18 protein-coding genes and 2 pseudogenes are annotated in these 20,516 nt (G+C 58.3%); 6 read left to right on the top strand and 14 right to left on the bottom strand.

From position 1 onward, the window contains the following. Positions 1-321: 321 nt before the first annotated feature. The 6 genes and pseudogenes from NLX68_RS17850 to NLX68_RS17825 all read right to left on the bottom strand — a co-directional run. Positions 322-577 (bottom strand): annotated as a pseudogene (locus NLX68_RS17850) (integrase); the annotation flags it as partial. 182 nt (positions 578-759) lie between these two features. Beyond that, positions 760-1,500, bottom strand: a complete 741-nt coding sequence (locus NLX68_RS17845) for a LuxR family transcriptional regulator (RefSeq protein WP_254285072.1) — start codon at positions 1,498-1,500, stop codon at positions 760-762. Positions 1,501-1,609: 109 nt separating this feature from the next. Then, a complete protein-coding gene (locus NLX68_RS17840; RefSeq protein ID WP_254285071.1) occupies positions 1,610-2,536 on the bottom strand; it encodes a DMT family transporter in 927 nt (308 codons plus the stop codon). A 20-nt stretch (positions 2,537-2,556) separates the two neighbouring features. Beyond that, positions 2,557-3,711: a cysteine desulfurase family protein gene (locus NLX68_RS17835; RefSeq protein WP_254285070.1), complete on the bottom strand. Its 1,155-nt coding sequence runs from the start codon at positions 3,709-3,711 to the stop codon at positions 2,557-2,559. Then, entirely contained in the window at positions 3,704-4,000 is a 297-nt protein-coding gene (locus NLX68_RS17830; protein WP_254285069.1) for a hypothetical protein, read from the bottom strand. Before NLX68_RS17830 ends, NLX68_RS17835 begins: the two co-directional genes overlap by 8 nt. A 97-nt stretch (positions 4,001-4,097) precedes the next feature. Continuing rightward, positions 4,098-4,907: an isocitrate lyase/phosphoenolpyruvate mutase family protein gene (locus NLX68_RS17825; protein WP_254285068.1), complete on the bottom strand. Its 810-nt coding sequence runs from the start codon at positions 4,905-4,907 to the stop codon at positions 4,098-4,100. Between the two features lie 229 nt (positions 4,908-5,136). On the opposite strand from NLX68_RS17825, the gene NLX68_RS17820 reads away from it, so the two are divergent. From NLX68_RS17820 to NLX68_RS17810, 3 genes are all read left to right on the top strand, one after another. Continuing rightward, a complete protein-coding gene (locus NLX68_RS17820) occupies positions 5,137-5,418 on the top strand; it encodes an excalibur calcium-binding domain-containing protein (RefSeq protein ID WP_254285067.1) in 282 nt (93 codons plus the stop codon). Between the two features lie 308 nt (positions 5,419-5,726). Continuing rightward, the gene (locus NLX68_RS17815; RefSeq protein WP_254285066.1) at positions 5,727-6,296 is read left to right on the top strand and encodes a DJ-1/PfpI family protein; all 570 of its coding nucleotides are present in this window, start codon (positions 5,727-5,729) and stop codon (positions 6,294-6,296) included. Positions 6,297-6,514: 218 nt separating this feature from the next. After that, on the top strand, positions 6,515-6,847 hold the full coding sequence (locus NLX68_RS17810; protein WP_254285065.1) for a hypothetical protein: 333 nt from the start codon (positions 6,515-6,517) through the stop codon (positions 6,845-6,847). A gap of 124 nt (positions 6,848-6,971) precedes the next feature. Here NLX68_RS17810 and NLX68_RS17805 read toward each other — a convergent pair whose 3' ends face one another. Continuing rightward, complete coding sequence (locus tag NLX68_RS17805; protein WP_103143276.1) at positions 6,972-7,103, bottom strand: YHYH domain-containing protein; 132 nt, start codon at positions 7,101-7,103, stop codon at positions 6,972-6,974. Between the two features lie 268 nt (positions 7,104-7,371). After that, positions 7,372-7,617 (bottom strand): annotated as a pseudogene (locus NLX68_RS17800) (nickel/cobalt efflux protein RcnA); the annotation flags it as partial. A gap of 106 nt (positions 7,618-7,723) precedes the next feature. Between NLX68_RS17800 and NLX68_RS17795 the strand changes: the two are divergent. After that, complete coding sequence (locus NLX68_RS17795) at positions 7,724-8,176, top strand: hypothetical protein (protein ID WP_254285064.1); 453 nt, start codon at positions 7,724-7,726, stop codon at positions 8,174-8,176. A gap of 1,027 nt (positions 8,177-9,203) precedes the next feature. Here NLX68_RS17795 and NLX68_RS17790 read toward each other — a convergent pair. Next, a complete protein-coding gene (locus NLX68_RS17790) occupies positions 9,204-9,509 on the bottom strand; it encodes a hypothetical protein (RefSeq protein ID WP_254285063.1) in 306 nt (101 codons plus the stop codon). Between the two features lie 296 nt (positions 9,510-9,805). On the opposite strand from NLX68_RS17790, the gene NLX68_RS17785 reads away from it, so the two are divergent. Then, positions 9,806-11,305, top strand: a complete 1,500-nt coding sequence (locus tag NLX68_RS17785; RefSeq protein WP_254285062.1) for a sensor domain-containing diguanylate cyclase — start codon at positions 9,806-9,808, stop codon at positions 11,303-11,305. A gap of 454 nt (positions 11,306-11,759) precedes the next feature. Beyond that, positions 11,760-13,889: a TonB-dependent siderophore receptor gene (locus NLX68_RS17780; protein ID WP_254285061.1), complete on the top strand. Its 2,130-nt coding sequence runs from the start codon at positions 11,760-11,762 to the stop codon at positions 13,887-13,889. 110 nt (positions 13,890-13,999) lie between these two features. On the opposite strand, the gene NLX68_RS17775 is transcribed toward NLX68_RS17780, so the two are convergent. From NLX68_RS17775 to NLX68_RS17755, 5 genes are all read right to left on the bottom strand, one after another. Then, positions 14,000-14,425, bottom strand: coding sequence for a DUF3224 domain-containing protein (locus NLX68_RS17775; protein ID WP_254285060.1), 426 nt, complete (start codon positions 14,423-14,425; stop codon positions 14,000-14,002). 185 nt (positions 14,426-14,610) lie between these two features. Further along, positions 14,611-15,438, bottom strand: a complete 828-nt coding sequence (locus tag NLX68_RS17770) for an outer membrane lipoprotein-sorting protein (protein ID WP_254285059.1) — start codon at positions 15,436-15,438, stop codon at positions 14,611-14,613. Between the two features lie 25 nt (positions 15,439-15,463). Further along, positions 15,464-16,195, bottom strand: a complete 732-nt coding sequence (locus NLX68_RS17765) for a thioesterase II family protein (protein ID WP_254285058.1) — start codon at positions 16,193-16,195, stop codon at positions 15,464-15,466. A gap of 46 nt (positions 16,196-16,241) precedes the next feature. Next, positions 16,242-18,782 (bottom strand): MMPL family transporter, encoded by a 2,541-nt coding sequence (locus NLX68_RS17760; protein ID WP_254285057.1) that lies wholly within the window; start codon positions 18,780-18,782, stop codon positions 16,242-16,244. Between the two features lie 52 nt (positions 18,783-18,834). Next, positions 18,835-20,502 (bottom strand): FAD-dependent monooxygenase, encoded by a 1,668-nt coding sequence (locus NLX68_RS17755; protein WP_254285056.1) that lies wholly within the window; start codon positions 20,500-20,502, stop codon positions 18,835-18,837. Positions 20,503-20,516 lie beyond the last annotated feature (14 nt).

The raw sequence follows: 20,516 nt of genomic DNA, 5'->3' as shown, positions 1-20,516 counted from the left end.
TGCTTGCTTGCTTGCTTGCTTGCTTGCTTGCTTGCTTGCTTGCTTGCTTGCTTGCTTGCTTGCTTGCTTGCTTGCTTTGCGTTAATTCCGAATTGTGTAAGTTCATTGCTAATTCGTACTAGTTCAAAAAGGATAGGTGAAGCTACCTACGCCACCTCGAATTCGAAATCAGACGATTCTCATTTTTGCCACAAGCTCTAGGCCTTGGGCGGCATTCCTCCCCAGGTTGGCGAGCAACCACCCAGCTACTAGTTCTCAAGGTGACGCTCTTTATGTTGGCGTCGGACAGGCTCCATCAGGCGCTCGATTCTGCCGCTTCGGTTACTTGGTGGGTTTCGCCAACGCTCCAACACGCCGATAAGCCCTCTCAGTGATGCCGCTCTTGGTATGCCCCAACAGCAGGCTGGCGCCCTTAATGTCCTTGATTTCCGATGCGGCCTTCGGACGGATATCGCGGAACTGGAACTGAGCGATCCGTGTGGCCCAGGAGGCTGTCTCCTGCATCGAGCGCAGCCGACTTGGCAAGCTCTCTTGCTTCGTCCTGGCGGTTGCGCAGCAGCGAAGCTGACATCCGCTCCCTCTTTCGCTGCGGAGCATTTTCTTAAAGGGCCAGGCAGATTGCCAGGTTTTCACGCAGTCTGCTGCGCCCCCTTTTTTGTAGTCTTTAGTTCAGCCTGAGCGCCTGGTTCAACTGGCTCACCACATCCGGGCTGTTGTCCTTGCTGATCCACTTCGCGTACCAGGAAGCCAACCAAGAATTCAGACCAGTCCTAGTGCCTTGGCCTTGTAGATCGCTTGTTTGGCGTTGCACACTTGAAGCTTGAAAGCCACATTAGCCATGTGAAATTTTACCGTACGCTCTACCACGCCGCTGATCTGCGCCACTTCCCAGTACGATTTACCCATGCCTACCCAACGCAGGATTTCGACTTCCCGCTGACTTAGGACGTTCTGTTTAGGCGTGTCCTCCAGAGCCTCTGAAGTCGCCTCCGGTGAAAGCTTGACGTGGGACAGCAACCCTTCATAGAAGCGGATCAAGGCCATTTGCAATCTGTGGTGGCCATCCCCTTGAAGTTTAGGTGGAACCCCGCTGTCGAAGTCGAAACTCAGGTTCAGCAAGGCCAGGTGGCCTTCGGGGTCATGTAGGGGCAGCGCATAACCTGCTGTCAATCCATAGTTCGTTGCTCTTTCCTGAATTAGCTCTCCGAGTGGGGCTTCGCTGTTACTGAAGGCATTCACTGCTTCCTCCCAGAAGAATGGAGAAAAACGGCGAAGCCCATAAAGCACCACCGGGTCCTGAAGGTGGTAACTGCCCTGACGGTATTCGTTTAGCCAGCCTTGTGGGAAATTCGAAAAGATAAATGGTTCGATGTGCCGCTGCTTGTTCATGAACATTACGGTATAGCAGGACAGGCCCACTTTACGCAGCTCAACTTCAAGTGCGGCCCTGAGCCTTGAGAGATACTCCTGGCCGGCAGACGACTCCAGCGTCAACAGCATACGGTCTCCGTTTCACTTCCATACCTCGCGCCTGCGCGCGGTTACCACCTGCGCGTCTTTGGCGCTCAGGCGGTCACAGTTCCTTCTGTGTCTTCTTGCGTGCGCCCAGTCAGGGCGCGGCTTGCCTGCGCCAATATCCGCGAAGGGCCGGCCAGTACTCCGACAGGGCAATACCCAGCACAATGATTGCACCGCCGAGAAAAACCGTCGGGCTCAACGACTCGTTAAGAATCAGTGTTGCGAATACCGCAGCGAACACCGGTTCAAGGTTATAGATGAAGGTCGCTCGTGCCGGGGTTGTCCGTTGTTGAAAGCGAGTCTGAACCCAGAACGCAAATGCTGTTGCCAGTACGGCGGTGATCACCACCGCTCGAACAACACTTGCATCCAGATGTGTCGGCAATACCTGACCCACCATGAACACACTGCACAGCAGGCCCAGAATGGCCATGGTAGCGATCTGGATAAAGGCCATAGCCGCGCTGCCAGCCTTGTGACCGAGTCGGTCAAGGGCCAGGATGTGCAACGCTGTGAATATCGAGCCAAACACCACCAGCAGGTCGCCTTTGTGCAGTTGTTGCACGTCGGCACCGGACATTACGAAGATCCCCGCAAGGGCTAGCACCGCGCCGATCTTGGTGCCCGTACCGGTAGGTACTTTGAACAGTGGGCCGGCCAGCAGCGGTACCCAGATTACGCATAGCCCGGCAAGAAAGCCGGTGTTGACCGCCGTGGTGTACTGCAGGCCATAGATCAGTAAAAAGAATGAGCAGAACAACAGCGTGCCGAGCAGTACGCCGGCGCCGAACCCTGCACGGGTAAGTTGGCTCAGGCTGCGCCAGGCGAAAGGTAGCACCACCAGCGCCGCAAGCGCGAAACGCAGCCAGAGGATTACCAGGACCGGGTTGCCGGTCACCGCTTCTTTCATCAGCGGAAAACCCAGGCCCCATCCCAAGGCCACGAACACCAGTAATGCTTCGGCCTGGTATTGCCCTTTTCGCCCAACTGGGGGCGATACATCCTTCACCTCAATCATCCATGATCCTTACATATCGTTCAGGCAGGTATCGGGCGTCTTGCCCGTTTTATCGCCTCTGCCATTCGTCCTGCGGCGACTTGTACGTCGGCCTCACTGGTGGGTCGCCCGACGCTCAGCCGAACACTCGAGGAGATCAGATGAGTCGCCACCCCCATGGCTGTGAGTACATGGGAAGGTTTCTGGGAGCCAGTGTTACAGGCAGAACCGGTCGAAATGGCCAGGCTGCCGAGATTTTGCAACAATCCTTGACCGTTGACACCTGGGAATGACAAGTTCATGCAATGCGCCAGGCTGGTGTCCAGCGGTGTGTTGCAAATGAAATCGCAATCGGCCAGTCCTTCCAGAAGCACCTTGCGCAGACTTGCAAGTCGTTCAGTCGACTGGGCTTGCTCCAGTCTGGCGATTTCCAGCGCCTTGCGCAGACCGACAATGCCGGGAACGTTCAGCGTGCCGCCACGCAGCCCAAACTCCTGGCCACCACCGTCTATTTCGCAGGCAATAAGGTGCTCATCAAGCAGACGCTGCCCGATGTAGATCGCTCCCACACCCTTGGGACCATACAGTTTGTGGGCGGAGAAGGTCAGGAGGTCTACCCCCAGTTCGGCAGGACGAAGCGATACCTGGCCCATGGCCTGGGTCGCATCGCAATGAAGTATCAATCCTCGTTCGCGTGTCAGCCGGCCAATTGCGGCAAGGTCCTGGAGGACACCCGTTTCGTTGTTTCCATACATGATCGAAACCATGAACGTATCGGGACCAATGGCGTCAGCCAGTTGATTCAGATCAATCAGGCCCCGGCTGTCGACACCGAGGTAGGTGACATCGAAGCCTTCGTGTTCAAGGCGCAAGCAGGCATTGAGTACGCATTTGTGCTCGGTCTGACAGGTGATGATATGGCCTTTTCCAAACCGCCTGGCCACACCTTTGAGCGCCAAGTTGTTGCCTTCGCTGGCGCCGCTGGTGAAATACACTTCCCTCGCCTTGACTCCGAGCTCGCGTGCCACGGATTTTCGGGCCTGCTCCACTGCCATGGCCGCTTCTACCCCCCGGGCATGAAAACTGGCAGGATTACCAAAGCACTCGCTTAGGTAAGGCCGCATTGAATCAAGGACTCGCAGGTCCAGTGGCGTGGTTGCTTGATAATCCAAGTAAATGAACCGTGCATCAGGCATGGCGACGCTCCTCATCATAAATAGCCTGTGGCAGCATCAGCGAACAGGTAGGGTCGCAGAACACTGGCATGACCACGTCCTGCTCGGGGCGGTGGTAGCCCAATAGCTTGAGTGCAACCTCTGCACCTTTCTGCACCTTGCCCTTATCACTGAATGCACATAAGTCGATGACCAGGGAGGGGCGTAGATTGCCTTTTCCAAGCGCGATCAATTGGTAAGCGTAGTAACCTCCCATGATCACCGGGCATTTGGCATTCCAGCGAATCCGTAAATGCGGCTGCTTCGCCATCCCTTTATCAGGCAGGTGCGGTATCCATAATCCAACAACTCCCCCAGCGGATCACCGAGAGCGCTCAGGCGCTTGGCCTCGTCAGGGGGAGCCGGCATTACTCGGTCTTCGCCGCCATCAAGGCGTTCACTTCACCGTAGGTATGGGCTTTCAAGGCGAGGGTATCGAGTTGGCCGTTATCCAGGAAGCTGCGGATCAATCCCCCCATGGCGCCGAACAGAAACTCGGCAATACTGGAACCCGCACTGAGTCGTCTAACGCCCAGACGCTGCAATTTGTCGGGGGAGGGCAACCCGTTACAGGACAGTAGGTTGACCGGCAGTTTGGTATCCCGGCAGATCGCGGCAATTTCGTTCGAGTCGACCACGGCTGCGGCAAACAGCCCATCCGCCCCGGCGCCAGCATACAGTGCGGCGCGTTTCAGGAGCTCTTCCAGACGTTGTTCGGCAGGGAACAGGTTTTTCAGGTAGACGTCTGTCCGTACGTTGATGAACAGCTTGACACCCGCCTGGTTCGCCACTTTTCTTGCGACGTCGATCTTGCGAACAAGCAGCTCCGCAGAGCCCAGACCGTCTTCGATGTTGATCCCGACCGCCCCGGCGGCGATGACGGTGCTGATCACTTGGCTGACCTGCGCCAGATCATCCGAATAGCCACTTTCGATATCCACCGAGAGCGGCACGCTGATCATCCGTGTCATCGACTTGACGGTGGAGCTCAGCAGGTCGAGAGGCAACTTGTTGCCATCCTGATAACCATGGGACCAGGCCATGGCCGCGCTGCTGGTTGCCACGGCCTTGCCACCCAGGCGTTCGACGATGCGCGCCCCGCCCGCATCGGCCACATTGGCCAAAACCAGTAGTCCACTCTGATGCAGGCTGTGAAAAGCGTTGTCCAGTGTGTTCATGTCAGCTCAATTCCTTTGAAAGTTATGTTTTCAATGACAAGGGGGGCATCCCACTTGCCCGACCGTTGCTTGCTGGCATCCTACATGTGGACTTGCGAGAGCTGCAAAACCGCCGCAGGGCATGGCTCATTCTCGCCTGCCTAGCGGCAGGCTGAACGTGGATTAGTGGGTTACGCTGAAAAGCAGGCAACGCGCAAGTGCAAACGGTCTCTCAACAGGATGGATCAAAATGAAACTGATTCTGGTAGCGCTCGTTGTTGGTCTGTTGGCTTGGAAGCTTTCCCCTGAATTGCAGTCCTTGGCTGAGGTCCGGCTATCGCCTCCCACCGGAACCTCTTCAGTTGCGGCTGCACCGAAGCTTGTTTCGCCTCCATTCAAATGTGATGGGCGCAAATATTGTTCCCAGATGACTTCGTGCCAAGAGGCCAAAAACTTTCTGCAAAATTGTCCAGGAATGGAGATGGACGGTGACAGCGACGGAGTGCCCTGTGAGGCGCAGTGGTGCCGGTGACAACTCGCCGATAGCTGGCATGTTGGTAGATATCGGTGAGTTGTCAGCAGTGCTGAAGCCGGCGCAGGTTCGTAGGCCTAGAAGGGCGCAGCAGGAACATGTAGCGAGGCAGGGCGTTCAGTCTGGCCCAGTGCTCGCGGCCTGTTCCCTGTCGCTGGTCGGAGCAAGTTCGCAAGCGGCATCGTCGCATATCTGCGTTGAGACCCTGCAGCCAAGACGACTTGATCAGCAAAGAGCTGCCTAAAACAAGCCTTGAAATCCGGTTGTTACCGCTTTATGTTCCCGGGATTCAAGGAGGACTCTGACAGATGGCACGCATAGGTTTGGTACTGACACCCGGTTTTGCTGATTGGGAATACGCTTTCATTGCAGGCACCGCATCACCGTTTTACGGAATCGACGTCCGTTTTTTCGCCCCAGCTCCGGGGCAGTTCTTCTCGCAGGGAGGGTTGGCCGTAACGGTGGATAGCAGTTTGGAACAATGCCTGGACTGGAAACCAGATGTTGTCGTCATCGTCGGAGGCATGGTCTGGGAGCAAGCAGAAGCTCCAGATATCGGAGACTTTCTTCGCGCTAGCCGACTCGCGGGGGCGACAATCGCTGGAATATGTGGCGCAACGCTGGCTCTGGCAAGGGCCGACCTCCTCAACACGACGCCTCACACCTCGAACAGCGCTGATTTCCTAAAACAGAAGGCCGCAAATTATAAAGGGGAGACTCTTTATCACAGCTGTTCAGGCGCTATGGTTGCAGACCGGATCATCACTGCACCAGGCCCCGCACCTGTTAGCTTCACCTGCGCAGTGTTTGAAGCTGCGGGGCTATCGCCAGAGGTTGTTTTACAGTTCAGATCAATGTTGGCCGCTGAACATGAATAACCGTGTCGTCCCACAGCCGCAACTCATGAGTACGCGGTGTGAGGACTGGCCCATCGGTTTACTTCTCGCAACTATCTAGGCATGCGACGTAAGCATCCGGGTCGAGGACTTCGCCGGATGCTTACGCAGATTTGTCGGGCCGCTAACCTAGTTAGTAAAGTCGCACCTCTCCCTTGGCACTTTCGCTAGCCGCTCTAAACCACCTGTGGACATAGCCCATGGCTTACTTGGATCACCTCGCCAACTACGTCAGTGCCATCCTGGGGTTGTCCTCGCCGCGCATCGCGCATCTTGAACATTCGAATCAAGCAACCTGGCTCGACCAGGGATTCACCGTCAGCGCTGAGGCACACAGCTATGCCTTCGATGACGGTGCACTCATCAAACGGCTAGCGGAGCAGGATAACTTTCCCAGCGACGCAGCCTGCGCAGAATGCTGGATTAGCTACGAAATCGTTCGCCAGCCGCTCGACAAAACGGTTAGCCCTTGCCATATCAGCTTTAACAGTGCCTGCCGGGAAGCCTATTGGCTCCGGTACTTCTGCGCTTAGCATCCAAGTCTCTAGCAATACAGCGCAAGGTCCAGCCAAGCGCGGCACTCGGACTGCCGGGAAGATCCGGAGACCTCGGGTGAGTCAAGGGGGAGGCCCGGCAACTGCCGGGCTTTGCGGCTGATTAGTGGCAGTGGTAGCCGCCAGTTTTGTGGTTGGTGTGACAACCCTTGGCGTCGGTACCACCACTGTGCGCAAACGCAGCGACCGAAGAGAACGAAAGGACAGCGGCAATCACGAGAGAAACGACGTTCATCAGGCATGACTCCATGTGTATTTATTTGTAGTGGAATCTTCCACCACACACAGGTTATGGCCATTTGCCTTCATTCGACAAGCGCCTACGGAACCAGCTATGGGGTAGCCGATGAAAGGTAATCTTGTACCTCACTGACACAAGCGAGGAGCTTGCAACGCGACCCAGCGGCCAGGATAGAAACAACCCCCTCAATGACGCAGCAACCACAGCCTGAGGAGCGAGCCACATAGGCGTAAACCAGGCCCCTCAGCTGCTCAGCCCTGACCAGCCATGGCCAACGCCGGGAGGCTTGCCTTGCGCCAATTGCTGCTGCGCTTCCTACGGCCACCAGGGTAAGCGCCAATCCGATGCTAAAGCACAGAACCAGCATGCCACCCAGTGCGACCTCTTTAACCTGGAGGCAGAGCAGCAATACGGTGATGGCTGCAGGGCCTGGAATAAGGCCACCGGTCAGGCCAAACATGATGATCTGCCCCGATGTCACCTCCTGGTTGGTAAAGCACTTCCGGACCGAGCCCGCAGTAGCGGTAGCTGCATTTCGTCGGCAGGGCAAGAACTTAAGAGATCGTGGTCAGTCTCACCAGGTACTCAATCCTACCTCTGGAGCCGTACAAAAAATGAAGAAAACCCTGGTGGCCGTTTTTGCCTGTGCATTTGTGATGGGGACGGCGGCGCTGTTGCCGGCCGATCTCTCTCCTATCGGCTCAGCTTACGCAAGGGGTGAAGGGGGTGGCGGTGGCCACGGCGGTGGAAACGGAGGCGGCAACGGAGGTGGCCACGGTGGCGGCATGGGTGCAGGAAATGGCAGCCATGGAGGTAAAAGTAACGGTGCCAGTTTTGGCGGCGATCATGCCGGTAAGGCGACACGTGATCACGGCGTGAGTGGTAACCGCTACGGCAGCGACCGCAATGACGATAATGGTCATGGCACTTCTACTTCCGGCATCGCTCATTCCAAGGACACCCGCGGCTTGTCCAAGTCAACTGCAATATCCGCCACCACGCCGGGTGATCATAATGCTAAAGGGCTGAGCAACGCGGTCAGGTCGTCTTCCAAGAACGATCGTTGATACGATTCGCTGCAGCGTGTCCAAGGCCATTTGAGTACGTCGACGAAGCCCAGCCCCGTGCTGGGCTTTTTGCAATTGGCAGGCATGACAATCCCGGCGCAAGGCCGGGCTTGGCGTTGCGTCTCATCGAGCGCTGCCGGACACCACGGCAGGGGGCAATCGGTATTGTTTGATTTGGAATATAAATTAGCTATCTTAAGAACAGAGTTGTATTTAAGTCTGCTTGAGAGTTGCACATGCTAAAACGATCACTCTTTTTCCTTGCTTCTACATTTACATGTATACCTGTTTTTGCGGCAGGGAGCCTCCAGGATGCTATTGGATCCAATATCATCGCTGCCGGAGAGGTTGAAGAGTATTTCTGCCCCGGGCTGGGGATGTATGATTGCTCGGGTTGGCCGGCGAATCTTTATCGGTTCACGGGTCAGAACGTCTGCTTTACATCGAGCGAATCTTGCAACTTGGGCTGCTCTGCCTTATTGCTTGAAAAGGACGGGCTGCAGTCGATTCTTTTAGTGGGTGCAAGATACCGTGACAATATTTCGCGCGCGTCTGGGCAGGCTAAGGATTGTCCAAAAGACTTCACCCGGTAGGGTGTCTCAGCTCCACCGTTTCTTGAGATTTCCGCTTTGCGATCGCCTTCTTGATGAATTGAACTGGCGTTCCCATCAGTCGTCACCAACGCGGCCCTCGAAACCGGGCAGTACATGCGAGCGCACGGTATCAATAAAAGCGTTGCAGAGCTAACCACCATGACTGACAAGGTCAAGGATGAAATAATGGGCACCCCCGACGCTCCGTATAAAGGTTGGGAAGGGCGAGCCGATAGAATTGCGGAATCTGATTTTTGCAAAAAGTACCTGAGTAGCTTGCAAGCGCAGTAGGTGCGCGGGCTGCCGGTGTTGTTCCATAGCATTGTACTACTGCTTTATCAGGGGCCAGGCCTCCCGAAGGCTACCCTGGCTGCAGTAAGTTTGAGCCATGAAAATGCCCGCGCTGAGCGGGCAATCGGAATGTTTGAATAGACTCAGGCGCCCGATTCAGGGTCGCTTGCAGGTACGCCGCGGGGTTCCTTGTGTTCATCCTGATCGTTCATCTGTGAGTCGGCGTCAGGCTGATCGGTGCGGCCCTTATTGACTGCTTGCGGACGCTCAGTTGGTTGCGAATGGTTGGTATCCATGTCAGAAAGCTCTTGCTCGACAGGTGTCTCATCATCCGGAGGCAGAGGGACCTCAGGCTCATCACGCCGGGAATCATGGCCGGTTTCGTTAGTTGTTGTTCGGGTTACGTTCTGCTGCGACCTGTGACCAGGTGCATTCTCGTCAATTTCCATGCTGGCTCTCCGTTCTGATGCGCGGGACATCCACGCTTAACATTCAGAGGTGCTAAAGCCGTGAGGAGTGCCGCGCAATGGACGAATGGCGGCCAATGAAGACCCCGGCTTGGCGACCGGGTTTCTTTTGATCCTCACCAAAAGCGAAATGATCACGATGGACAAAACATGCCACCAGCCTTTCCCTGCTGCGCTTTCGTTGCACTCCTTGTATTGTTGGCCAAGGCCAGGAATTGCCTTCTGCTGCGGCCCTAGACAGCCCGCGCGAGAATCCGGACTCTCCATCAGGTACTGACGTGAAGCGTGATATCCACCTCGTTATTCTTTTGTTACTGGTGATTGGCTGTTCCTTGGCATCGCTGACCTTGTGGAAAGTGGTGGCCTCGCGAGATCGAGCACTGGAAGAAATTAACATTCATGGATTGAACTTGACCCAGGCGCTTGCCACCTATGCTGACGGCATCGTCAGGCAGAGCTCGCTTTTGCTGCTTGGCCTGGTCGAACGTCTGGAGACGGAAGGCAGCGACCCCGCGCAGATCGATCGTCTGAGTCTGCTCGTTAGCCGTCAGCAGCCGCTGATGCCACAGATGAGCGGCGTCACCATCTATGACAAGCAAGGCCGGTGGTTGATGTCATCCAACCGCTCGATTCCGGCAGGCGCCAATAGCAGCGACCGGGCTTACTTCATTCATCACCTCAACGACCCTTCCCGCGAGCCCTTTATCGGCCTGCCAATCCGCAGCCGATCCAATCAGGAATGGGTGATCACCATTAGCCGTCGATTCAATGACGCACAGGGCAATTTTGCTGGAGTGGTGGCGGTTACCCTGGGGGTCGAAAATTTTCTGCGGCTCTTCGGCAAGATCGATTTAGGGCAGGAAGGCGCAATCGGTTTGTCTTACACCGACGGTTCGATGCTGGTGCGCTATCCGTTTCGCGAGCAGGACATGGGACGCAATTTTTCAACGTCTCCGATCTACGCCAAGTACCTGGTCGATAAAACGGTGGGAACTGCTTCATTCACCTCCAGCCTGGACGGGGTGGAGCGGCTTTACGCTTTTCGCAAAAGCGATCGGCTCCCGCTGGTAACCACAGTTGCACTGGGCAAGCGCGAGGCGCTGGCGTCCTGGAAGCTCGAAGCGGTGTTGTCGCTGTTGGTGGTGTCCGGCTTGCTTGGGGTCACCGGAATCATCGGGTGGATGCTGATCCGCGATATCCGACGCAGGATCGAGATAGAAGGGGTGTTGCTGGTGGCGCAGCAGCAACTACTCGACACTAACCAGCAACTCGAGCGATTGGCAATGAACGATGCGCTGACCGGTCTGGCGAACCGGCGCTGTTTCGACGAGACGCTGGCCATGGAAGTACATCGAGCCCAGCGGGATGAGACCCTCTTGGCATTACTCATAATCGATATCGACCATTTCAAGCGGTACAACGACACCTATGGTCATCTTGCGGGTGATGCGTGCCTGAGGGAAGTCGCTAGTGTGCTTGCAGAATGTATCCGGCGGCCAACCGATCTGCTGGCCCGCTACGGTGGCGAGGAAATGGCTGTGATCCTGCCCAATACCGACATTGCAGGCGCGACGGTGGTTGCACAACTGATGCTTGATCGGTTGAACGGACAAAATATCGTTCACGAAAGCAGTCCCTTTGGGCATGTTACCGTGAGCATCGGCCTCACCTCCACGCCGGGAGCGAACCTGGAGCAATGGCAATCGTTGCTCGATACAGCAGACCAGGCGCTTTACATCGCCAAAGCGGCTGGGCGCAATCGTCTGGCTGTTGGCTGAGTTGGAACGCTGCACGGGAACAATATTTCGTACTATCAGGCCATCGAGAACGTGTAATCGGATCGCATCTTCAATCCCTCACTCATGAAAATGCGCGTCGCGAACGGGCCCTGCGTAACCCTCCGGGCGACCCAACTTCCAGATACCGTCGTTTACGGCGATGGTGTTCATCTCAATCATAATGCCGTACTTGCAATTGCCCGTTTGGATAATGCGCTAGGGCTTCAAGCCTGCGCAGTATCAAGCTTTAGTGAAATAGGACCTGTATTAATCAGTACATTCGCCTGTGGAGCTGTAAGCAGCGGTGGCGTGAACCCGGACGTTCATTCAGCAGAGGAGACTCGCCAGGGGAGGGAGGATTGCAGAAAATTATTGCTAATACGAATTGTTACCATATACCATCTCCGCGTTTTAACCTCACTGTCCGTTCTTCCCTGTTCTGGAATCGCAATCGATGCGTCGCACGATCGTCTCGCTGTGTCTGCTCCACGCTGCGCCTTCATTCGTTTGGGCCTCAGAACCGCCTCTTGCGGCGGGTAACATTCAGCTAGAAGCAGTCAACATCAATGCTGACGCGATCGATTACGAGCGTGCCGATGGACCTGTAGAGGGCTATAAAGCCAACCGTTCGGCCAGTGCGACACGCACCGACACCGCCCTGCACGAAACCCCGCAGTCGGTCAGCGTGGTGCCCAAGGATGTCCTGGAGGACACCGGCGCCACCCGCCTGCAGGATGGCCTCGACTATGCCGGCGGCGTCGGCCGCGCCAACAACTTCGGCGGCCAGGGCCTGACCACTTTCACCGTACGCGGTTTCACCACCGGCGAGTTCTACCGCAACGGTTTCCCGATCAACCGCGGCTACCCCAACGCCCCCGACGCCAACACCGTCGAGCGCCTGGAAGTGCTGCGCGGCCCGGCCACCAGCCTCTATGGCCGCGGTGACCCCGGCGGTACCTTCAACGTGGTCAGCAAGCAACCGCTGCCCGAATCGAAGGTCACCCTGGGCAGCCAGTTCGACGACCAGGGCATGCACCGCGCCACCCTGGACGCCACTGGCCCGCTGAACCAGGACGGCAGTCTCGTCTACCGCCTGAACGTGCTCGGTGAGGGCGGTGAAAGCTTCCGTGACGATGTCGAGAGTGAACGCTACGACGTGGCACCGGTGATCAGCTGGCAGGTCAACGAGAGCACGAAGATCGTTTTCGAGGGCGATTTCATGCGCAACAATCACCCACTCGACCGCGGCCTGACCCGCTACAACACACAGACCGGCAGCGCCTCCCGCGACACCTACATCTGGGAGAAAGGCAGCGACAACCTGCTGCACAACGACAACAACATGGCCCAGGTGCGTTTCGAGCACCTGCTCAACGACAACTGGACCCTGGGCGGTGGTTTCCAGTTCCTCGACGGCTCGCTCAAGGGCAACGCCGTGGAGGCCAACGGCGCACCGGCCGACGGCCGCACCCTGCAACGCAACTTCAACTACCGCAAGCTGGAGTGGAGCGACCGCGACTGGCAGCTCAACCTTACCGGTCATTTCGACACGGGCGGCTTCGCCCATACGCTACTGACCGGCGTTGAGTACGAGGACTACGACTACAACTCGATCATTCGGCGCTCCTCGGCGGTGAACGGTACTTACCCGATCGACATCTACAACCCGGTACTTGGCCAGGCGCGCCCGGCGCTGACCCGCGTGACCACCTGGGACAAGGAGAACCTGCAGACCTGGGCCTTCTTCATCCAGGACCAGGTGGCCCTGACCGAGCGCCTCAAGGCCCTCGCCGGGGTGCGTTTTGAACGCTTCGAGCACGACTATGACGACAAGCTCGTCAACAGCCGCGATTTCAGCAAAGGGCAGAACGGCGTCACCCCGCGCTTTGGCCTGCTTTACGACCTGACCGACACGGTCGCGGTCTATGCCAACACCGCCCGCTCGTTCAAACCCAACACCGGCACGCCGGCCGGCGGCGGTGGTTTCGACCCGGAGAAAGGCAAGTCCTATGAGCTGGGCGTGAAGTGGGAGGCGCTGGATCGGCAACTGAGTGTCGATGCCGCGGTGTACCACATCGTCAAGGAAAACGTGCTCACCCGCGACCCGCTGAACACCGACTACAGCCTGGCGGCCGGCGAGGTGCGCAGCCGTGGCCTGGACATCAACGTGGCGGGCAACATCACCCCTGAATGGCGGATGATCGGCGGCTACGCCTACGTCGATGCCGAGGTGACCAAGGACAATCGCCTGCCTACCGGCACACGCTTGGCCAACATCCCGCGCAACAGCTTCAGCCTGCTCAACACCTATGAGTTCCAGGACGGTTTGGCCAAGGGCCTGGGCCTGGGGGTGGGGGTCAAGTACGTGGACGATCGCAGTGGCCAAACCGAAGCGCTGACCTACACCATGGAACGCTACAGCGTGGTGGACCTGCTGAGCTTCTACAAGGTCAACGAGCACGTGCGCCTGAACCTGGACGTGAAGAACGTGTTCAACAAGGGGTATGACGAAGGGGCCTTCAATAGCTATGTCTACCCTGGGGCGCCGCGCACGGTGCAGGCAGGAGTGGCCTACACGTTCTGATCAGCGGGGGGGCTGACGGGGTGCGACCGATTGCACCCGGCGAGGCCTCCGTATCCGTAACGCAGACCTCCTCACTCTGGAGAGTGGCAGCATGACCGCCCCCGCAGATTCTAGAGGCCGTTTCTGACCTGTTCGAGTTGATAGTTCAAGCAGATATGGTGCGTGCCATCGGCGTCGATTTTGATCCCGCCAGATCCCGATATCCCGCTCAAGTCACCCGTACCACTGCCTGCGACTATGCAGAAAAACTCATCTGCCCGATCAGTGCCGGTTGTGGAGGCAGAGTGGATGAAATTGAAGGTGCCTTCTTTGCCATTCACCGTACCTTTGAAGCTCTCAATCGCGATGTAACTGCCCGTTCGGGTCGTCTGGTCGAATGCGGCAGTAAAAACTGTCGAGGAAACACCGTCGATAGCTCCCGAGTAGCATTTCTCCATGGTGCTGATAGACACCGGCAAGTTGGTAGTAATCTCGGGGGTCGGGCTCAGGCCGGTTGGTTTGAAATGCTTAGTAGAAAAAGTGGCTAACGCGTCCATTCACAGTCGTCTCTATCCAATTGAGTGAAGTTTTCATTCTATTCCACCGCACGCACGGAGCCAAAAAGCACGGCAGCTCTGCACGCTCGCTCGCCGGCCGCGCCGGCGAGTGAGCGTGCAGAGCTGCTGGTGATGTAACGCGGGCTCCTACCGATGCTCAGCCATCTGTAGCGCTGCCAAGATCATTACAGGCCGATCTCCATGAAGCGGCGGGTGAATATCTTGGCGTCGATGGGTTGATCGAGCACTTGCTCGAAGCGGACAAGGGTACTATGCCCAGTCTCCAGGTTCTTCATCGAGAACAGGTTCGGCCGCCACTCGGTCGTTCCCCCGGCGGCCGGGAACGAGCGAATGTCCGAGCTGGTGCGGATCTTGAAGTGTTCACCGCTCTTGTTGAAGTAGTGCTCCTGGATAGCGGTGTAGTACTGCTGTTCGACCCAGATGATCCGCTTGCTGTACAGGCCTTGCGAGATCTGTTTTGCACTCGTCGGGATGGCTTCGACCACCCAGCAATGACGGTCTACGCCACTGTTGTCCTTGATGGTTTCTTCGCGCAGGATCTTGTAGCTGTGGTTCTTGACCCCGACCACGCCATCGCTGATCGACATGTCCTCATAGGTGAAGTCGGTACCGACAAAACTCTGCGTCTGGTCCGCGCCGGCAATTCGCCGGACTTTGCGCAGCGCCGGCAAATAGATCCAGCGATCGGCGTCTTCATCGGCATTGGCGTTCTCCAGCGCCAATACCCGCGTGCCTTTCACATCCTTGGGTTCGACGAACTCCAGGTAGGATTTGCGTGCAGCCTTGTCACCGTCGTCGATGCGCAGCTTCAAGGTCCTCTCACGCACATTGCCGCGGGCGTCGGTCATGGTAATGAACACGTCACTGCTTTCGGTCAGGCCTTTGCGCGAGTCTTCGTTGAGCAGCATGACTTGCTCGCCGGTGTAGGTCTGGGCAAAGGCTGAAGGCAGTACGACGCTGAACAGCAGTGCGGTCAGGTTGAGCTTTTTCATGGTTTTACAGTTCCATTGTTTGTAATTAAAGGACGAGGCGGCGCAACAGGTCGATGATCTGTCGCTCCTGCTCCAGGATGAAAAAGTGCCCGCCCTGGCAGTCATGCTGTTCGAAGTGTCGATGGGTATGCTGTGCCCATCGTTGCATCTGCCTGGGCGTCGCCAGGGTGTCGCCGCTGCCTGCCAAGGCAACCAGGTCGGCATGGAGGCGGGCGAAGCGGTGGCCTTGGGCATTGAGGTTCAGGCGCAGGTCGTCGCGGATGATCGGCAGATACATCGCCATCGCCTCGGTGTCGGCCGCCAGTTGCGGCGGCAAGCAGCCCAGGGAAACCAGGAACGCGATCAGTTGCTGGTTCGAGCACTCGGGGTCGACGTCGGTGAGGCGGGTTTCATCGGGCACCGTACGTGCGGAAATCACCACTTTCCTGGCGTAGCGCCCATGCCGGTGTTCCATTTCCTGGGCCACGGCGAAGCCCAGCGCGGCGCCCAGGCTATGCCCGAAAAACGAGTACTCCCCACTGACCTGGGCGTGAATATCATCGGCCAGCGCGGTGACCAACTGCGAGAAGTCGGTGACGCGCGCCTCACGGTGGCGCCCTTCGCGGCCGGGAAGCTGGACGGCCAGCAGCTGCGTCGGTGAATCGAGCAACTTCGCCCAGCGGCGATAGAAGCTCGGGCCACAGCCCGCTGGCCCGAAGCACACCAGTACAGGTGCACTCGGGGACCGCTCGCTGAACGCCACAAGGGTCCGGTTCATGGCGACGGTCCTCGTCGAAGTCGACAGCGCTGGCCGCTGGTGGTGATCAGCTGGCAACGGCTTCACGGCGATCATCTCCCTGGTCGACGGCTACAAAGGTTACGCAGACACGCAGCGTTGCCGGTATCAGCAGCATCGTGAAGAAGGCGCAGGCCACCATCGACACCGCCGTCAGCAAGCCAAGGTTGACGATGGCGGCGTAGCTCGAAAGGCACAGCACGGCAAAGCCGCTGGCCAGTGAAAGCGAGTTGATCAGGATCGGGCGCCCCACGGACACGACAGTCTTGGCCAGCACGTCGTCATGATTCGTGCCGGGTACTTGCGCGTAGGTGTTGTAGACACTCAGGAAGTGAATCGTGTAGTCGATGCCCACCCCGAAGCAGATGCCGCAGATCATCGCCGTACCGATGTCCAGTGGGATGTCCAGGGCCAGCATCAGCGTGCCGATGAGGGCCAGGGTGAAGGTCATGGGCACCATGCTGATCATGGCCATTTTCAACGAACGGAAGATGGCGAGCATCATCACTGCGATGATCAGGAAGGAGAATCCGAAGCTGTAGGCCTGGCTCTTGACGATCTCGGGGATATTGCTCGCCTGCAGTTCGCCGGTACCGTAGACCTCGACGGTGACGCCCTCGGGTACGACAGTCGCGGCATAACTGCGCACGTCTTCGATGATCGCTTCCCAGGTGGTGCCGCGGTCGGTGTACGCCGTGGCGATGATCCGGGCGCTGCTGTAGTTGTAGTCGACGACGTCTTTGATTTCGCTGCCGTTGCCGAACTCGTAGAGCAGGAAGTACTGCGAAATCAGCTCTTCCGAGGCGTCGGCAGGCAGGCGCGGGTTCATGTCGTCGGCCATCAACTCGTTGATGCGATTCAGGTAGTCGGCCGGCGAAAGGGTGTAGCCGATCTGCGCGTGGCTTTTCAGGCGTTGCTCGATCAGGCGCAGGGCGTTGATGAATTCCGGGCGCTTGACCATGTCCTTGGTTTCCGAGCGCAGCCAGATCGAGGCCGGGACGGTGCCGCCGAAGTACCGGTTGAGCACGTCGTTGTCCTGGCGCACGGCGGTGGACTTGGAGAATGACGAGATGTTCTCGTTGTCGACGCGTACCTGAAAGCTCATATAGGTGGCCGCCACCAGCAGGACCAGGCTCAGGCTCATCAGGCGCCACGGTGCCTTGCGGGACAAGCGGTTCGCGGCGCTGCTGAACCGGTCGACGAGCAGCATGAAGCTGTTGTCGTTGGCTTTCCTGATCTGTTGCTTGGGCACCTTCAGGTAAGGGAGCAGGGCCGGCAGCAAGGTAATGGTGATGGCGAAGGCGAAGGCCACGCCGATGGACACGAAGATGCCGAATTCGCTGATGAAGGTCAGGTTGGTGAAGGCCATTGCCGCAAAGCCGACCACCGTGGTGAAGGACCAGATGCTCATCGGGACGAGCAGGTGGTGCATGGTGTCTTCGATCGCGGTGTGCGGATCGCTTTCGGCGGCGCGCTCGTAATAGGCGGTGATGAAGTGGATGGAGTCAGCCACGGCGATGGAGATGATGAACACCGGGATCATGTTGGTGATGATGTTCAGCTTGAACCCCGTCGCGCTGACCAGGCCCATGGTCCAGACCAGCGACAGCACTGAGATCAGCAGCGGAATCCACACGCCTTGCCAGCGCCGGAAGCTGATGTACAGCAGCAGCGAGATCACCAGGACCACGAAGGGTAGAAACGTGTTGTTGTCCTTCTCGACGATGTCGGTGATGGCGGCGTAGTAAGTGGCGGTGCCACCGATCGGGAAGGCATCCTGCGACGAGATCTCGCCGACCTGGCGCAGCACCTCGGCATAGGCGCGTTGCAGGTTGCGCGAGTCCTCTTCATCCACGGCGAGCTCGATCTGGATCATCGAGGCTTTGCCCTTGGGAGAAATCAGCGAGTTGACGAACATCTCGTTGCCGAAGACTTCTTTTGCCAGATTACTCAGGGCCAGGGCGTCGACCGGCACGTCTGTCATCAGATCGTGAACGTCCAGCGCGTCGCCATCGAGTTCGATGTTCTCGACGTCGGCCAGGCTTCTGACATTCACTACCGGGGCGGCACGGATGATCAGGTCCGCCACATACTCCTTGACTGCCGGCGGGCAGTTGGGGAGGGTTTGCAGATGGGCCGACAGCGCCTTCAGGTCGTTCTTGTCCTGCGCAGTGATACCGCCGGCCAGAATCCGCCCGACCATGGCCTGGCTCTGCGCATCGAGTGCGGCGCTGTCGAGCTGTTGTGCGTCGTCCTCGTCGACCAGCGTCAGGGCGCTGAACTGCTGGGTCAGGGTCTTGATCGCTGCCAGGGAGCGGGGGTTGAAGATGCTCTCTTCGGAGGTGACGACACCGACCAGGATCTGTTCGCCTGAACCGCTGAAGTGCTGGCGCGCCTCGGCCATCAGTACGCGGCCCTTGAAGTCTTTGCCCAACAGGAACAAAGACGGGTTCACTTGTAGCGAGAGAAGCTGGACGCAGAAGAACAGCGTGATCAGGCCCAGAATCCCGAGGGTGGCCTTCTTGTGCCTCAATATGAAAGCAGCGTAGCGCTGAGAATAGGACGTCACAGAACGATTCCTTGTCGTGATAGGTGAAGAGGGCAGGCGCGCGCGGGGTAGCTCATTCGCCGGCCTCTAGCGCCGCGAGGGCTTCGCAGCTGTATTTCGGCGTGCGGCTGGAGGGGTAGAAGAGCGCGAAATAGCGCTGCACTTGCTCGACCTCTTCCAGCGGGCAATGCAACGCCAGGTAACCATCGGGCCTCACCAGCAGCAGGCGGCCGTGCTCGACATTCAACGTTTCGAGCAGGGTGTCATCGAGTTCATAGCTGGCCGCGGCGGTCATCAGGCTTGGGGCTCCCATCAGGTAGGTCCGCAGGAAACTGTCTGGACAACTCGATACATCCAGCGCCCGCTTGATGTGCTCGATTCGGCCCTTGCTGTCAGCGGCCGGGCCAGTGAACACGAACAGCGAATAGTGGGTGCCCTGGAGCAGATCGAAAATGCGCCGGGTGTTGCCGGCTTTATCACGCAGCACGGCGTCGGGCATCCGTTGCCCGGCGCTGAGGCGCGATGTGTCCGAGGCCGAGGCGTGAACGCTCAGGGCGCTGTCGTGGTAGTCGACCTGAAAGCCAGTGGCCTGGTTGACGATGCGCGCTTGAAAGCGCGCGGTGCGGGCCAGCCTGGCTACCACGGCGTCACGCAGAAAACGCAGCAGCGGGCGTTTCACGTTGAGCATGCGCATTTGCTGGCTGGTGTTTTTCAGCACGGTCTGCGCGACCGGCCGTCGCTCTGCCTGGTAGCTGTCGAGCAGCGCCTGCCGGGCGCCGTAGTTGAGCGTGTGGGCGAGCTTCCACGACAGGTTGTAGGCATCCTGAAAACCGGTGTTCAGCCCCTGGCCGCCGATCGGGCTGTGAACGTGGCAAGCATCGCCCGCCAGGAACACACGGCCCACGCCATAGCGGTTGGCCAGGCGATGTTGGAAGGTGGTGACCGACAGCCATACCGGGTCACTCAGGCTGATGTCGGTGAAACCGCGCTGGTGCAGGCTGGCGTTGACGTTCTCGGTGGTCAGGTCGGCGCTGGTCAGGGTGGGGTCCTGGCAGTTGATCACCACCCGATGCCTGCCCCCGGGCAGCGGGAACAGCATCAGGTAGCCGTCACCGGAGGTAAACACATGCCCGCTGGCGTTGTCGCCGTTCCATGCCAGCGTGCCGTCGGCAATGATGTAGGGCTGTGGGTAGCTGCCACCGTCGAAGGTAATCCCGGTCAGTTGCCTGACGTCACTCTGGCCACCGTCACAGCCCACCAGCCGGTCGCATTGCACCTGCTGCCGGCTCGCGTTGCTGCCTTGCAGGGTGAGGTACACGGCCTGCTCGTCCTGGGTGAGGCTGAGTAGTTCGACTCCGCGCTCCACGTGCCCGCCCGCCTGCCGATAACGGGCTTCGAGGATTTCCTCGATGGTGTTCTGGGCAATGCTTGCGGTGAACGCAAAGGGTACCTCCAGGCGGCTCAGGTCATAGCTGATCAAGCGCTTGCGCTTGCTGTAGATGTGCATCTGCTCGACCCGAACGGCACGTTCGAGCAGTGCGTCGAGCAGGCCCAGGTCCTCGAAGATTTCCATCGTGCGCGAATGAATCGCGAATGCCTTGGAAAACGGCTGGCGCTGCAGGCGCTTGTCGATCAGCCGATGGGGGAGACCGAAGCGTTGCAGCTGGATGCCGAGCAACAGGCCGACCGGGCCGGCACCGACGATCAGCACTGGCGTGGCGTTGTTCTCTGGATGGCTCATGGATGACCTCCCTG

It is taken from the genome of Pseudomonas sp. SBB6 (assembly GCF_024213215.1).
Taxonomy (GTDB): domain Bacteria; phylum Pseudomonadota; class Gammaproteobacteria; order Pseudomonadales; family Pseudomonadaceae; genus Aquipseudomonas; species Aquipseudomonas donghuensis.
Note: the sequence above shows the minus strand (reverse complement) of the source record. Positions and strands in the feature narration are given on the sequence as shown.